The 14,193-nt window shown below is 58.4% G+C and carries 13 protein-coding genes; 5 read left to right on the forward strand and 8 right to left on the reverse strand.

All coding sequences use genetic code 11. The features are described from left to right. Positions 1–63 precede the first annotated feature (63 nt). Positions 64–1,605, forward strand: coding sequence for a phosphoenolpyruvate carboxykinase (locus BMH52_RS14365; RefSeq protein WP_005783824.1), 1,542 nt, complete (start codon positions 64–66; stop codon positions 1,603–1,605). 59 nt (positions 1,606–1,664) lie between these two features. Here BMH52_RS14365 and BMH52_RS14370 read toward each other — a convergent pair whose 3' ends face one another. The 4 genes from BMH52_RS14370 to BMH52_RS28515 all read right to left on the reverse strand — a co-directional run bounded on the left by BMH52_RS14370 (position 1,665) and on the right by BMH52_RS28515 (position 4,617). Continuing rightward, entirely contained in the window at positions 1,665–2,528 is an 864-nt protein-coding gene (locus BMH52_RS14370) for an EamA family transporter (protein ID WP_014716477.1), read from the reverse strand. Positions 2,529–2,688: 160 nt separating this feature from the next. After that, positions 2,689–3,045, reverse strand: a complete 357-nt coding sequence (locus BMH52_RS29975) for a DUF1493 family protein (protein ID WP_073844055.1) — start codon at positions 3,043–3,045, stop codon at positions 2,689–2,691. Between the two features lie 802 nt (positions 3,046–3,847). Continuing rightward, entirely contained in the window at positions 3,848–4,447 is a 600-nt protein-coding gene (locus BMH52_RS14380) for a putative adenosine monophosphate-protein transferase Fic (protein ID WP_073844057.1), read from the reverse strand. Continuing rightward, positions 4,447–4,617 carry a YhfG family protein gene (locus BMH52_RS28515; RefSeq protein WP_003187692.1) on the reverse strand — a complete coding sequence of 57 codons (171 nt, stop codon included), beginning with the start codon at positions 4,615–4,617 and terminating at the stop codon, positions 4,447–4,449. The genes BMH52_RS14380 and BMH52_RS28515 overlap by 1 nt, the downstream gene beginning before the upstream one ends. Positions 4,618–4,792: 175 nt before the next feature. Here BMH52_RS28515 and BMH52_RS14385 point away from each other — a divergent pair, with 175 nt between their 5' ends. The 3 genes from BMH52_RS14385 to BMH52_RS14395 all read left to right on the forward strand — a co-directional run bounded on the left by BMH52_RS14385 (position 4,793) and on the right by BMH52_RS14395 (position 8,574). Then, positions 4,793–5,968, forward strand: a complete 1,176-nt coding sequence (locus BMH52_RS14385) for a tetratricopeptide repeat protein (protein WP_073844059.1) — start codon at positions 4,793–4,795, stop codon at positions 5,966–5,968. A gap of 224 nt (positions 5,969–6,192) precedes the next feature. Beyond that, positions 6,193–8,130, forward strand: coding sequence for an ATP-dependent DNA helicase RecQ (locus BMH52_RS14390; protein ID WP_073844061.1), 1,938 nt, complete (start codon positions 6,193–6,195; stop codon positions 8,128–8,130). Positions 8,131–8,142: 12 nt separating this feature from the next. Further along, positions 8,143–8,574 (forward strand): thioesterase family protein, encoded by a 432-nt coding sequence (locus BMH52_RS14395; protein WP_003187697.1) that lies wholly within the window; start codon positions 8,143–8,145, stop codon positions 8,572–8,574. 147 nt (positions 8,575–8,721) lie between these two features. Here BMH52_RS14395 and BMH52_RS14400 read toward each other — a convergent pair whose 3' ends face one another. The 3 genes from BMH52_RS14400 to fdhD form a co-directional block, all read right to left on the reverse strand. Continuing rightward, the gene (locus BMH52_RS14400) at positions 8,722–9,204 is read right to left on the reverse strand and encodes a glycine zipper domain-containing protein (RefSeq protein WP_014716482.1); all 483 of its coding nucleotides are present in this window, start codon (positions 9,202–9,204) and stop codon (positions 8,722–8,724) included. 349 nt (positions 9,205–9,553) lie between these two features. After that, the gene (locus BMH52_RS14405; protein ID WP_073844063.1) at positions 9,554–11,902 is read right to left on the reverse strand and encodes an FdhF/YdeP family oxidoreductase; all 2,349 of its coding nucleotides are present in this window, start codon (positions 11,900–11,902) and stop codon (positions 9,554–9,556) included. After that, the gene (gene fdhD, locus BMH52_RS14410) at positions 11,899–12,738 is read right to left on the reverse strand and encodes a formate dehydrogenase accessory sulfurtransferase FdhD (RefSeq protein WP_020302412.1); all 840 of its coding nucleotides are present in this window, start codon (positions 12,736–12,738) and stop codon (positions 11,899–11,901) included. Before fdhD ends, BMH52_RS14405 begins: the two co-directional genes overlap by 4 nt. Before the next feature lie 242 nt (positions 12,739–12,980). On the opposite strand from fdhD, the gene lysM reads away from it, so the two are divergent. Further along, complete coding sequence (gene lysM, locus BMH52_RS14415) at positions 12,981–13,421, forward strand: peptidoglycan-binding protein LysM (protein WP_003187704.1); 441 nt, start codon at positions 12,981–12,983, stop codon at positions 13,419–13,421. 29 nt (positions 13,422–13,450) lie between these two features. On the opposite strand, the gene yrfG is transcribed toward lysM, so the two are convergent. After that, entirely contained in the window at positions 13,451–14,116 is a 666-nt protein-coding gene (gene yrfG / locus BMH52_RS14420; protein ID WP_073844065.1) for a GMP/IMP nucleotidase, read from the reverse strand. Between the last annotated feature and the right edge of the window lie 77 nt (positions 14,117–14,193).

Genomic DNA, 14,193 nt, shown 5'->3' on the forward strand with positions numbered 1-14,193 from the left:
TAGTGCGCAACTTTCTACTACAAAACGTTTGGAGCACTCGGCCATAGGCCGACGGGGAACCTCATGACGCAAGCCAATAACGCCGTATACACCGATCTGAGTGTTGACGATCTGGTCAAAGAAGCCCTGCAGCGCGGTGAAGGCGTGCTTGCCGATACTGGCGCGCTGGTCGTAGAAACCGGTCACCGCACCGGTCGTTCGCCGGTTGACCGTTTCATCGTTGAAGAGCCTTCCACCCAGGACGCCATCGCCTGGGGCCCGATCAACCGCAAGTTCCCGGCCGACAAGTTCGATGCCTTGTGGGCTCGCGTCGAGGCCTTCAACAACGCGCAAGAGCATTTCGTTTCCCATGTTCACGTAGGGGCTGCAGAAGACCACTACCTGGCCGTGAAAATGACTACCCAGACTGCCTGGCAGAACCTGTTCGGTCGTTGCCTGTTCATCAACCCGGCCCAGTACAACCCGGCCGGTCGTGAAGAGTGGCAAGTGCTCAACGTGGCCAACTTCGAGTGCGTGCCAGAGCGTGACGGCACTAACTCCGACGGTTGCGTGATCCTCAACTTCGCCCAGAAAAAAGTACTGATTGCCGGCATGCGTTACGCCGGTGAAATGAAAAAAGCCATGTTCTCGGTGCAGAACTTCCTGCTGCCGGCTGCCGACGTGCTGCCGATGCACTGCGCCGCCAACATCGGCGAAGCAGGCGATGTGACCCTGTTCTTCGGCCTGTCCGGCACTGGCAAGACCACTCTGTCCGCCGACGAAAGCCGTTACCTGATCGGTGACGACGAGCACGGCTGGGGCGAAGGCGTGGTGTTCAACATCGAAGGCGGTTGCTATGCCAAGTGCATCGACTTGTCCGAGAAGAACGAGCCGGTTATCTGGAAAGCCATCAAGCATGGCGCGGTGCTGGAAAACGTCGTGATCGACGAGGCCAAGCACGCCGACTACGCCGATGTCAGCCTGACCCAGAACAGCCGTGCCGCCTACCCGCTGGAGCACGTTGCCAAGCGTTCCGAGAAGAACCTGGGCGGCGAGCCAAACGCGGTGATCTTCCTGACTTGCGACCTGACTGGCGTACTGCCGCCTGTGTCGATCCTCAGCGAAGAACAGGCGGCCTACCACTTCCTGTCCGGCTACACCGCTTTGGTGGGTTCGACCGAAATGGGTTCGGGCAGCGGCATCAAGTCGACCTTCTCCACCTGCTTCGGCGCGCCGTTCTTCCCACGTCCGGCTGGCGAATACGCAGAGCTTCTGATCAAGCGCATCCGTGGTTTCGGCTCCAAGGTCTACCTGGTCAACACCGGCTGGACCGGCGGCGGCTACGGCGTTGGTAAACGCTTCAACATCCCGACCACTCGCGGCGTGATTGCAGCGATCCAGAGCGGCGCGTTGATCGGTGCGCAAACCGAACACCTGGACACCATCAACCTCGACGTGCCATTGGCCGTACCGGGCGTTGAAACCGGCCTGTTGAACCCGCGCAACACCTGGGCTGACAAGGCTGCCTACGACGAAGCCGCGAAAGCGCTGGCTGGCCTGTTCATCGAAAACTTCAAGAAGTTTGAAGTCAGCGATGCGATCAAGGCGGCGGGTCCTAAGTTGTAAGACTCGCCGGTTGTAAAAAAGCCGCCTCTTAAGTAGGCGGCTTTTTTATGTGCGAACGATTAGTCGGCCATGTGCAGTACCACTGCACCGACCAGCACCAGGACGACACCTGCCACCTGCACCGCTGACAACCGCTCCTTGAAAAATACAAACCCCAGGATCGCCGCGATCCCTCCAGAGAGCGTACTGATCACCGTCACCACCGACACCGAGCCGGCCATTGCGCCCCACGAAAACGCCGAGAAACCGCCGAGGTTCATCAAGCTCGCTCCGGTCAACGTCGCGCAGTTTTTCAGTGGCGGGATCTTCAGACCATCCTTGATCTTCAGCACCATTACCACCAGCACGCACAGGCCTACCAGGTAACCCAGCCACAACATGGTGATTGGCCCCAGCGCTGGCAGTGTGTAGCGGCCTTGCAGCCAGAAACTGGTGCCGTACAAGGTTGCGGCGAACATGGCGTAGGCAATGGACAGGCGCGGGTTGTTGTGAGGCGTACCGTTGTCCTTGTGAACGCTGGACAGCACAACGCCGATCACGCACAGGGCGATGCAGCCCAGTTGTATCAGGCTGATGTGTTCACCGCTGGCCCAGGAGAGCAGGGTGGTCACCACTCCATAGGACGTCACCAGCGGCGCGACGATGGCTGCTTTGCCCAAGGCAAAGGCTTTGGACAGCGCAAGGGCGCCGGACACCGTCAGCAGAGCGGCGGCGACGCCCAGGAGCCAAACGCTTAACGGTGCATCAAGGGATTTGAAAAGGAAGGCCGGGAAAATGACCAGCAGGAAGGTCATGATCAAAAAACCGAGAGCTTGGCCGAAATACACCGCGCGTTTAACGCCAACGGCGCGGGCGTTGAGGCCCACCAGAAAGTCCGTGCCGCCCCAGAGCAGAGCGGCCAGCAGGCCCATTGTTACGTCCATGTAAGGTCCTTGTTATTTATACGGCTCGTCAGATGAGCGCAGATCCACTGTGGGAGCGGGCTTGCCCGCGAATGCAATGTATCAGTAACGCAAATATTGGCTGACACGCCGTATTCGCGAGCAAGCCCGCTCCCCCATTTTGTGCTCAGTGTTGCTCAGGTCAGCTCAGGTTTTCCAGCGTCTGCGTGTCCCAGCGGTGGGTCTTGATCGCCAGGTAGAGCATGCCGATGGTCAACGGGATCTTGTCACCACGGCCTTTGGCGCGACGCTTCAGGAACACGTCGAACACCGGCGGCTGGAAGTAACGATAAGCGTCGTAGTCGCCCAGGTCGACACCAAAATCCTGCTCCAGCGCCTCCATGAATTGCTTGGCCTCAGCACCATCGCACCCGAGGTCGAAGTTCAGTGAGGTGTGCAAGCCAATGGTCTTTTGTTTTGGCAAGCCGATTTCTTCATGCAGCAATTGCAGGAGCTGCTGCATGACGGGACCTTCGGGGAAGTTGGGAGACAGGTTCATGGTGGGACCAATCATCAAAGGGTGAGTGTTGTTTACCCTGCAATAGATATTCGGGGTGCTCAGCAACCCGATGCCTGTCACAAAGGCGACTATCGGCAGACTTTCAAGCTGTGCCCCTATGATCCAAGACGTGGCATACAACAGAAGTATTGGACCGGTTATCAATAGGCAGAGCCCGAGCCATTTTCTGAGTAGGGGCAACCTTATTGTTCTATCAATTACAGCGGCCAGTATTAAGAAGAGCAGCAAATTGATCCACTGAATGTACTCGTTCATCGCACCAGCCACGCTGGCAATCCCGGTTTGCCAGTACCAAGGCGAATCATCGTGAAGGTGATGCCATAGTGGCTGATGTGTTGAGTCCTTTCGATGGTCACAAAATTATGCCGAGCGCGTTGGGAGAGGGGGCTAGTGTCGTCCAGGCAAAGGGCTTTTCTGTAGAGGGGCAAGACACTGTTTGAAGCAGTTTGGGAAACGGACGACGCTCCGTTTTTTGGTTTCTTACAATGCCTTCCTGCATTTATGACGTGATACCGATTTTGCTGGCTGAACCGAGCAAATGTGGGCGCCGGGTTTGCCCTAAGGCTTTTTGTAGGAGCGAGCTTGCTCGCGAAAAATTCACAGGCACCGCGTTTATCCAGGAAGCACGCGTTACCGTTGACATTTTTCGCGAGCAAGCTTGCTCCTACAGGTTTAGCTGCGGGATGGCTGTTCGGTCGCTGAATTGGCAGCGACGAGCCGAACCTTAAAAGTGAGTTTGTTTTCGAGCCATAAACAGATGGTTTAGGCGTTCGAAGTTCGATCAGGCACTGAGAGGCCTACCGATACACCGCTCAAAAATCGCTTCCAATCCCCGATAGTCACACGCCACCGCATCAATATTCGCGGGTATCCAGGCCGCATGTTTTACCAACCACCAATTCACCGAAAACCCCGCATTCACGATGATCTGTTCAAACAGGATCCGCTGCGCCCGTCCATTTCCCTCGCGGAAGGGATGAATGACATTCAGGTCGCCATAAGCTTCAGCGATTTGACGCACAAGGTCAGCCTGACTCGCACCGACATACCAATTGGCGTCTTGCATATGCCGGACGATTTTTGCCGCTTCTGGTGGAATACGCTCCGGGGTGCAAAACAGCGTGTCGCCTTTCTGGATGTTGACGCTGCGCAGTTCGCCGGCCCAGTCATAAATGTCACCGAACAGGACGCGGTGAATGTGTTGCAGGCGATCAAGGTCGTAGGGCGGCGGAAAGAGTGGCAGGTTGCCTACGGCGATTTCGGATAATTCCCGCTCGGCCTGGTGCAGGCGTGCTTCATCGAGCAAATCGAGGCGGTTGCGCAGGATGCTGCTACCGGGATAGCAGTACGGGTCCTGGCCCACCCCGTATTTGCCGAGCATCAGCGTGAGGTGTTGCGGTACTTGGCAAGGACGGCTTCGCGTGTGGGCAGGGGTTTGTCGACGTCGGTCGGTTGGGTATCGAACCCTTCCAGGCGCAGGCTGGCCAAGTAATTGGAACGGCGGATTTTGTGATAGTGATCCTGTTTTTGCTCAAACGTCAGTTCGCTCATCGCTGCGTCCTCTTGGAAAGCAAGGCTTGATTGTAGCGCAATGCGTAGCTCGGTAGGCGGGATAAAATCCCTGTCACAATCTGTATAAAAAATCTGCCAGCGAGCTCAATTCAGCGTATGTTTCACCGCAAAATCTTGTAGGGCGATTCCGCCCACTACTTAAAGGGAGTTAAGCATGGGTTTGCTTCGTGTCGCCTCGGCGATGTCTTTGTGTGCGGTGGCGTTTTCCGTCCAAGCCGAGCAATTGCCAATTGAGGTGCTCAGCGCGGTGGTCAAGGACCAGAAAATCGCCGATGCCGAAGTGTTGCTGCAACGTAATGGCGCGCAGAACGTGGTGGGCCGCACCAACGCACAAGGACAGGTCACGCTGACCAGTGAAGCGGCTGACGATGCCAGCAACCTGCTGATCATCAAGAAGCCTGGCTATTCCAACCTGGTGGTGAAGTGCCCGTGCAAAGGCATGACCTATGCCATCAGCCCGGTGATGGAAAATCTCGACGGCCTGCGTGTGGTGTTGACCTGGGGCAAGGCTCCGCGCGACCTCGACTCCCATATGATCTTCCCCGGCAATAACATCTTCTTCAACAATAAAAAGGGCACCGACGCCGAACTGGACGTGGATGACACCGACAGCTATGGCCCGGAAACCATCACCCTGCAGAAAAAGCATTACGGCGAAAGCTACGTCTATGCCGTGCACGACTATTCCAACAGCGGCTCTCCCACCTCCAGCGAGTTGTCCGACAGTGAGGCGAAGGTGTTCGTGTACATGGGGCAATCCCTGGTGCGCACTTACTATGTGCCGCAGAACCGCACGGGCAACCTGTGGACCGTGTTCCGCATGACCGGCAGTGGCGACTTCCAGGACATCAACACCTTCACCGGCGTGAGAGTTGGCGCCGAAGATGTACTCAACGAGGTCAAGCCTTTGCTGGACGACAGCGTGGCCGTCACCGCCGTGACAGTGAGCTCGTCGGTACAGGCCGATGCGAAGAAGCTGAACCTCAAGGGCGAAGCGGCCTACCAGGCCGGTAACCTGGACCAGGCCATCGACTTCTTCCGTCAAGCCATCGAGCTGGATAACAGCTTCGGCAAGGCTTACGGCAACCTTGGCCTGGCGTATCAGAAAGCCGGCAATACTGCGGAGTCGATCTGGGCCAACCGCAAGGCTATCGCCCTGGCGACCGGTACCAATGCCGCGACCGTGCGTGCCGGTGCCTACTACAACATTGCACGCATCTACGAAGCGGCTGGGCAGTTCCCGGATGCGTTGCGTCATTACCAGTTGGCCAAGGAGCAAAAGGCCAACCCGGTGTATGACACGGCGATCGAGCGGGTGCAGAACCGCTGATTCAGCTGTAGCTCGGTTGTGAAATGTGGGAGAGGGCTTGCCAGCTCCCACATTTGTATCTGCTGCTTCCTGTTACGTTCTCAGAAAAGTCCCACTTCGGCCCTGAGCCATCCCTCCCCCTGTGTATCATCCTGTCTCTTTTTTCCTTGCGACCTTTCTCGATTCGCTGGGATTCCCGGGCTATGTTTTTGAGCCAACTCAGCGGTCAATGGAGTGACAGCCTTATGCACGACACCCTCCAGCAGGTCTTTGGTTACCCACACTTTCGCTTGGGCCAGGAAGAGACGGTCAGCGCCGTGCTGGCTGGGCGATCTGCCGCCGCCATTTTCCCTACGGGCTCGGGCAAATCCTTGTGTTACCAGTTGTCGGCCGTGTTGCTGCCGCACCTGACGTTGGTGGTGTCGCCTTTGCTGGCGTTGATGCAGGACCAATTGGGTTTCCTGCAGCGCCATGGCATTTCGGCGGGCAGTATCGACTCGGCCCAGAGCCGTGATGAGGCCAATGATGTAATGGCCCGTGCGCGGTCGGGCGAGCTCAAGATTCTGATGATTTCCGTGGAGCGTTTGAAGAACGAGCGTTTCCGTAATTTCCTGAACAGCGTGCAGATCTCGTTGCTGGTGGTAGACGAGGCGCACTGTATCTCCGAATGGGGCCACAACTTCCGTCCGGATTATTTGAAGCTGCCGGACTACCAGCGCCAGTTCAACATCCCTCAGGCGCTGTTGCTGACGGCCACGGCCACGCCCAAGGTGATCGCTGACATGCAGGCCAAGTTCGCCATTGCTGCCGAAGATGTAGTGACCACGGGCTTCTATCGGCCCAACCTCAACCTGCTGGTGGAACCCGTCAGCGGCCATGACAAACGCCGCAGGCTGGTGGAGTGGATGAAAGCGCGGGCCAACCAGCCGAGTATCGTCTACGTCACCTTGCAGAAAACCGCCGAGCAGATTGCCGAGCATCTGAACCGCCACGGTATTCAGGCCGAGGCTTATCACGCGGGGCTGCCCCATGAAAAACGCGAAGGTATCCAGCAGCGTTTCATGGGCGGGCGTTCCAATTGCATTGTCGCAACTATCGCGTTTGGCATGGGCATCGACAAGAGTGACATCCGCAATGTCGTGCACTTCGACCTGCCCAAGTCCATCGAGAACTACAGCCAGGAAATCGGCCGCGCAGGGCGTGACGGGCAGCCGTCCGATTGCCTGGTGTTGGCCAACCGCGACAGCCTCAATGTGCTGGAAAACTTCGTGTACGGTGATACGCCGGAGCAGGACGGCATTTTTCGCGTATTGGAGGAGTTGCAGTCCGCGCGTAGTGAAGGGCAGTGGGAGTTCCTGCTCAGGTCGCTGTCGGACCACAGCAATATTCGCGAGCTGCCGCTCAAGACGCTCTTGGTGCAGTTGGAGCTCAAGGGCGTGATCGCGCCGCGCTATGCGTTTTATGCGCAATACCGTTTCAAATACCTGATCGAACCCGAAGCCTTGCTGGCGCGTTTTTCCGGCGAGCGGCAGCAGTTTGTCGCGGCGATCATCCAGGTGTGCAAGCGCGCTAAAACCTGGGCGACGGTCGATTTCGATGCGCTTTATCAACAGCACAATGCCGAGCGTAGCCGGGTGGTGAAGGCACTGGATTATTTTCAGGAGCAGGGCCTGATCGAGCTCGAAAGCAAGCAGATGACTGAGGTCTACAGTTTGCTCGACACCCATTTCGACCCGCACGCGTTAAGCGCCGAGTTATACACAGGCTTCAAGCAGCATGAGGTGACGGAGGTCGCGCGGATTCACGCCATGCTCGACCTGTTCGCCACCGACCACTGCCTGGGGCAGCGTCTGGCGCACTACTTTGGTGATGATAATGCACCCCAGCGTTGCGGGCATTGTTCGGTATGCCACGGCCAGGTCGCCCATCTGCCGGCGCCGCCGAGCCTGCCGCCGCTTGTGGATAAAAACTTCATGGGGCTGTGCGGTGATTTTATCCACAGGCATCATGAGCACACGGGGCACTTGCCGAATGCGGAGCGTTTGACGCGTTTCCTTGGCGGTATCAGCGTACCGTTGTTTACCAAGTTGAAGGCGCGGGGCATTCCCGGTTTTGCTGCGCTGGAAGACTACCCCTACGCCGAGGTGCGCGACTGGGCCCATGCTCAATTGGATCAACTTTGATGAGACTTGCCGATGCCTGACTCAACGCCTGTGCGCGACGACTACCGCCACTTCCAACCGATCACCACGCGTTGGCACGACAACGATGCCTACGGCCATGTGAATAACGTCACCTACTACAGCTTCTTCGACACAGCCGTTAATACCTACCTGATCGAACAGGGCGGGCTGGATATTCATGACGGTGAGGTGGTGGGGTTTGTGGTGAGTTCGGCCTGCGATTACTTCGCCTCGATTGCTTTTCCCGAGCGCATTGAAATCGGCCTGCGGGTAGGCAAGCTGGGCAATAGTTCGGTGCAGTATGAGCTGGCAGTATTCAAGGCGGGCGAGCAGGAGGCGTGTGCGGCGGGGCGCTTTGTCCATGTGTTTGTGGACCGAGCCTCGAACCAGCCAGTGCCGATTCCGGGAATGTTGCGCGAAGCGATGCAGCGGCTGCTGGTTTGACGCACCTATAAGCAAAGCATCCCAAATGTAGGAGCCGGGCTTGCCCGCGATGGCGCAGTATCAGGCAGTACGTCTAAAACCTGATTCACTGCTATCGCGGGCAAGCCCGGCTCCCACATCGGATGTGTTCGTCAGAGCGCGGGTTTATCAGTCGCGATAACGGTGCTTGTTCTTGCGATGCCCATAGGCATGGCCTCGACCTGGGTGGCCATCGCGGTAGTAGCGACGATCGTCACGGTCGCGATCGCGGTAATGGCGGTTGTCGCGATCACTTTCGTTACCCATGTAGTTGCCTAGCGCGCCGCCCGCGCCACCGCCGGCCGCGGAGCCGATCAGTGCGCCGGTGCTGCCGCCGACGCTGCGGCCCACGACGTTACCGCCGGCTGCGCCCAATGCGCCACCAATGGCGGCTTCGCCACGGCTGCGTTTGTCGGCGCCGACTGCACTACCGCCTGCGCCGCCGAGGGCCGCGCCGATGGTCGAACCGGTGTTGCCGCCCAGCTGCTGGCCGACAACGGAACCTAGAACCCCACCCAATGCGCCGCCTACACCGGCTTCGGTGGTGCCGCCTGCCATGGCTGCGCCACTGACCAGGCCAAGGGACAACAAGAGAATCGAGGAGAACTTCATTCAGGGAAACCTCAAGGGATGACGGCGCGATCCTGAGGTTGTATCGAGGCGCTGACAATCGAAATCCGACCGGCGGCAGAGGTTGTATACAATTTGCTAAGTTACTGTTTTGTATGGGGAACTTAAGTCGTTTTTACGGGTCTTTAGCTACTTCGGAACGGCCGCTTTTATGCAAAAGCGGCCTTTTTTTGTGCCTGCCGAATGTGTGGTGCTTGTGCTGGCCTCTTCGCGGGCAAGCCCGCTCCCACATCAGATCGGTCCACACAGTCTCAATGGTGAACCCATCCCAGTGTGGGAGCGGGCTTGCCCGCGAAAGCGTTAGTTCAAGCAACACATATCTCGGATCGAGTCAGGCCGAGCGCGCCATGATCAACCCACTGTCACTCGCCGCTTCCAAGCGAATCGCAACAAACTTGGACGTTGGCGTATGGCTACCGTCGCCAGTGCTTTCCAACGGCACCAACGGGTTCACTTCGGGGTAGTAAGCCGCCGCCTGCCCCGCCGGAATATCAAATGCCAGCAACGTAAAGCCCTTCACGCGGCGCTCACGACCGTCTTCCCACAGCGACACGATGTCTGCCTTCTGCCCCGGCTTGAAGCCCAGGCGGATGATGTCGGCTTCGTTGACGAACAGCACGTCACGTTGGCCTTTGACCCCGCGATAACGGTCGTCCAGGCCGTAGATGGTGGTGTTGTACTGATCATGGGAGCGCATTGACTGCATGATCAGGTCCGGCACTCGGCCCGTGGCGCGGGTGCGCTCATGGATCAGGTCTTTGGGCAAGATGTTGGGGCGGAAGTTGGCGCGACCTGAGGGGGTGTTCCAGCGGCGGGCGCCGGCGGAGTTGCCCAGATAGAAGCCGCCTGGATGTTTGATCTTCTCGTTGAAGTCCTTGAAGCCTGGGATGGTGTCGGCGATCAGGTCGCGGATGCGCCCGTAGTCGGCCACCAGCCAGTTCCAATCCACGGGCTTGCTGCCCAGGGTAGCGGCAGCAATGCCCGCCAGGATCGCCGGCTCGGACTTCATCAGTTTCGACAGCGGTTGCAGTTGGCCGTTGGAGCCGTGGACCATGCTGAACGAGTCTTCCACCGTCACCGCTTGCGGGCCGTCGGCCTGGATGTCTATGTCGGTGCGGCCCAGGCACGGCAAGATCAACGCATCTTTACCGTGCATCAGGTGGCTGCGGTTGAGCTTGGTGCTGATCTGCACGGTCAGGTCGCAATTTCGCAGCGCTTCAAAGGTGCGCGTGCTGTCTGGCGTGGCTTGGGCAAAGTTGCCGCCCAGGCCGATAAAGACTTTGGAGCGGCCTTCAAGCATGGCGTGAATTGCTTCCACCACGTTATGGCCATTGTCGCGCGGCACCTGGAACTGGAAACGACGCTCCAGCGCGTCCAGAAACGCCACCGGTGGGCGTTCGTTGATGCCCATGGTGCGGTCGCCCTGTACGTTACTGTGGCCACGCACCGGGCACAGCCCGGCACCTGGGCGGCCGATATTGCCGCGCAGCAGCATCAGGTTGGCGATTTCCTGGATAGTCGGCACCGAGTGGCGGTGCTGGGTAATCCCCATCGCCCAGCACATGATTACATTCTTGCCTTTGGCGTACATGCGTGCCGCTTGCTCAATCTCCACCAGGGTCAGGCCGGACTGCTCAACGATCTCCTCCCACGAGGTGTCGTCGATCTGACCCAGGTATTCCAGGACGTTGGCAGTGTGCTCGTTGAGGAAGTCGTGGTCGAACACCGCTTCCTTGCCTTCGGCCAGGGCTTGGCGTTCCCACAGCAGCAGGAACTTGGCCATGCCACGCAAGATAGCCATATCGCCACCCAGCGCCGGGCGGAAGTAGGCGGTGTTGGTCGGCTTGTCGCCGTTGGTGAGCATTTCCAGCGGATGTTGCGGGTGCTGGAAGCGCTCCAGGCCGCGCTCTTTCAGCGGGTTGATACACACCACCTGAGCGCCGCGTTTCACCGCTTCGCGTAGCGGCTCGAGCATGCGTGGGTGGTTGGTGCCGGGGTTCTGGCCCCAGACGAAAATGGCATCGGCATGTTCGAAGTCATCAAAGGTCACAGTGCCTTTGCCCACGCCGACACTCTGCGCCAGGGCTACGCCGCTGGCTTCGTGGCACATGTTCGAGCAGTCTGGGAAGTTGTTGGTGCCAAAGGCGCGTACGAACAACTGGTACAGGTAGGCGGCTTCGTTGCTGGCGCGGCCCGAGGTGTAGAACTCGGCCATGTTCGGGCTGGGCAGTGCGTTGAGGTGCTTGCCGACCAAGTCGAAGGCGGCTTCCCAACTGATGGGCGTGTAGCGATCGGTCTCGGCGTCATAGCGCATCGGCTCGGTCAGGCGGCCCTGGTATTCCAGCCAATAGTCGCTTTGCTCCAGCAACGCTGTGACGCTGTGCTTGGCGAAGAATGCCGCATCGACGCGGCGCTTGGTGGCTTCCCAGTTGACCGCCTTGGCGCCGTTTTCGCAGAACTTGACCATGCCGCTTTCCGGCGAGTCGCCCCAGGCGCAGCCCGGGCAGTCGAAGCCGCCGTTCTGATTGGTCTTGAGCATCATGCGCAGGTTTTTCAGGGCGTTGTCACTGGTCAGCCAGGCTTGCGCCACACTGATCAGAGCGCCCCAGCCACCGGCTGGGCCTTTATAGGGCTTGTAGCGTGGGGTTGGGGTCTGGTCGGCTTGGTGGTGAAGGCTCATGGCTGGTGCTCCATCGCAGGGCTATAGACCCGTGGCGCGCTTTTTTGCGGCAGGTGGATGAGGTTGAGGTTGTGCCGGCGCGCCCATTGCAAGGCCAGGCCGGTAGGCGACGACAGGCTGACCAGGGTCTGGATGCCCGCGCGCAAGACTTTCTGAATCAATTCGAGGCTGCAGCGGCTGGTAACAATCGCCAGGCCGCCGTCGGTCGGAATCTTTTGGCGGATCAACGCACCAATCAACTTATCCAGGGCGTTATGCCGGCCGATGTCTTCGCGACCCATCAGCAATTCACCCTGGCTGTCCATAAAAATCGCCGCATGCACGGCGCCGCTGTGCTGGCCCAGGGGTTGGAATGCGCTGATACGCTGGCGCAGGCCATCTAGCCACTGCGCGGGCGGCAAGGGTGCGCCGGGCAGTACCTGAAGGTCGGGCAATGCTTGTTCTACCGCTTCCACGCCACATAGACCGCAGCCGCTGGTGCCTGCCAATTGGCGGCGTTGCTGCTTGAGGTTCCAGAACGCACGGCTGGAAACCTGTACCTGAGCGTACTGGGCTGCGCCTGAACCGCTGATTTTCAGGTCATAAATGTCGTTAACGTCGGTGATAATGCCGCTGCCGAGGCTGAAACCTACAATGAAGTCTTCCAGGTCCGTAGGCGTCACCAGCATCACCGCCTGGCTGATATCGTTGTAGGCAATCGCCAACGCCACTTCTTCGGCCAGCGCAGTGCTGGCGACTTCCGTGTGTTCAAGATTGCAATAGTGATAGCTCTGGCTAGCGACGGGCGCGGTCGATTCGAGAGCGGGCGCCGCGCAGTGAGGGCGCTTGGCGTTCATGGGGCAGTACCACCGGCGGATTGATCAGTGTTTAGACTAGGCGCGACAAAGGGTCACGTCTAATCGCCAGTATTGATCTATTGATAGAGGGCGTCGATCAAGGTTCACCTGCGTTTGCGTCGGGCTTATTCCAGGCAGGGGTGAGTTGGATACTTTTGAGTCTTTAGCCAGTCTGGAACCCAAGTCGGCAGGACTGGTCTAGTCTTGGGCATCTGGAAATTAAATCCCAAGGAGAGCGCACCATGAGTATTTTTAGCTTTATCAAAGAAGCCGGCGAAAAGATTGTCGACCTATTGACGCCGGGTAATGCGAACGCGAGTGAGCAGTTGAAGGAGCATGTGAGCAAGGTGGGCCTGGGTAATCCAAACGTGCAGACCACGGTGGATGGCGACAAGGTCACGGTGACCGGTGAAGTGGCCACGCAGGAAGAGAAAGAGAAGATCCTGTTGGCGCTGGGTAACATTGCCGGCGTGGCAAGTGTGGATGACCAGATCACTGTTACTGGCCCTGCGGTTACCGCTGCTCGCTTCGTCGTAGTGAAAAAGGGCGATACCCTCAGCGCGATTTCCCTGGCGGTGTACGGTAATGCCAACCAGTACAACAAGATTTTCGAGGCTAACAAGCCGCTGCTGTCGCACCCGGACAAGATCTACCCCGGCCAGACACTGCGCATCCCTGAGTAATACGCAGGGCAAAATGAGGAAGCTCGCTCCTACATAAGCCCGGCAATGAGTTCTCGATAATCCCCGACGGCTGCAAATTCTGCGGTGTCCTTTGGTCCTTTCTTGCTATCAGGCTCTTTCACTGCCAGCAAATGACCGACCCCGAAATCCCGGGCGCTGCGCAAGATCGGCAAAGTGTCATCTATAAACAGGCTACGGGCCGGGTCAAAGTGGATATCCGCTTGCAAGGCTTGCCAGAATTGCGGGTTTTCCTTGGGAAAACCGTAGTCGTGAGAGCTGATCAAACGCTCGAAATACGGCGCCAGTTCAATGCGTTCCAACTTCAATGACAGCGAATCACGATGAGCGTTGGTGATCATGATCACGCGCTTGCCGGCCTGTTTGATCGCCGCCAGGAACGTATCGGCATCCGGACGCAGGGCGATCAGGTGGGCGGTTTCCAGCTTGAGTTCGCGCACCGGGATCTTGAGCTCGGCGCTCCAGAAATCCAGGCAATACCATTGCAACTGTCCGGCGTTACGCTCAAACAGCGGTTGCAGCTCCATCTCCGCCATGGCCTGGCTCACACCGTGCAGTTCGGCGTAGCGCTGGGGCAGGTGCTCCATCCAGAAGTGGTTATCGTAATGCAGGTCGAGCAGGGTGCCGTCCATGTCCAGCAGGACGGTGTCGATGGCGTGCCAGGGCAGAGAGGGCATGGTGGGGTCTCATGTAAGTAAAAATATCCGACACAGACAATCGGAAAAGCCACGGTATAGTAACCCGATCACGCCAA

Source organism: Pseudomonas sp. BTN1 (assembly GCF_001907715.1).
Taxonomy (GTDB): domain Bacteria; phylum Pseudomonadota; class Gammaproteobacteria; order Pseudomonadales; family Pseudomonadaceae; genus Aquipseudomonas; species Aquipseudomonas paracarnis.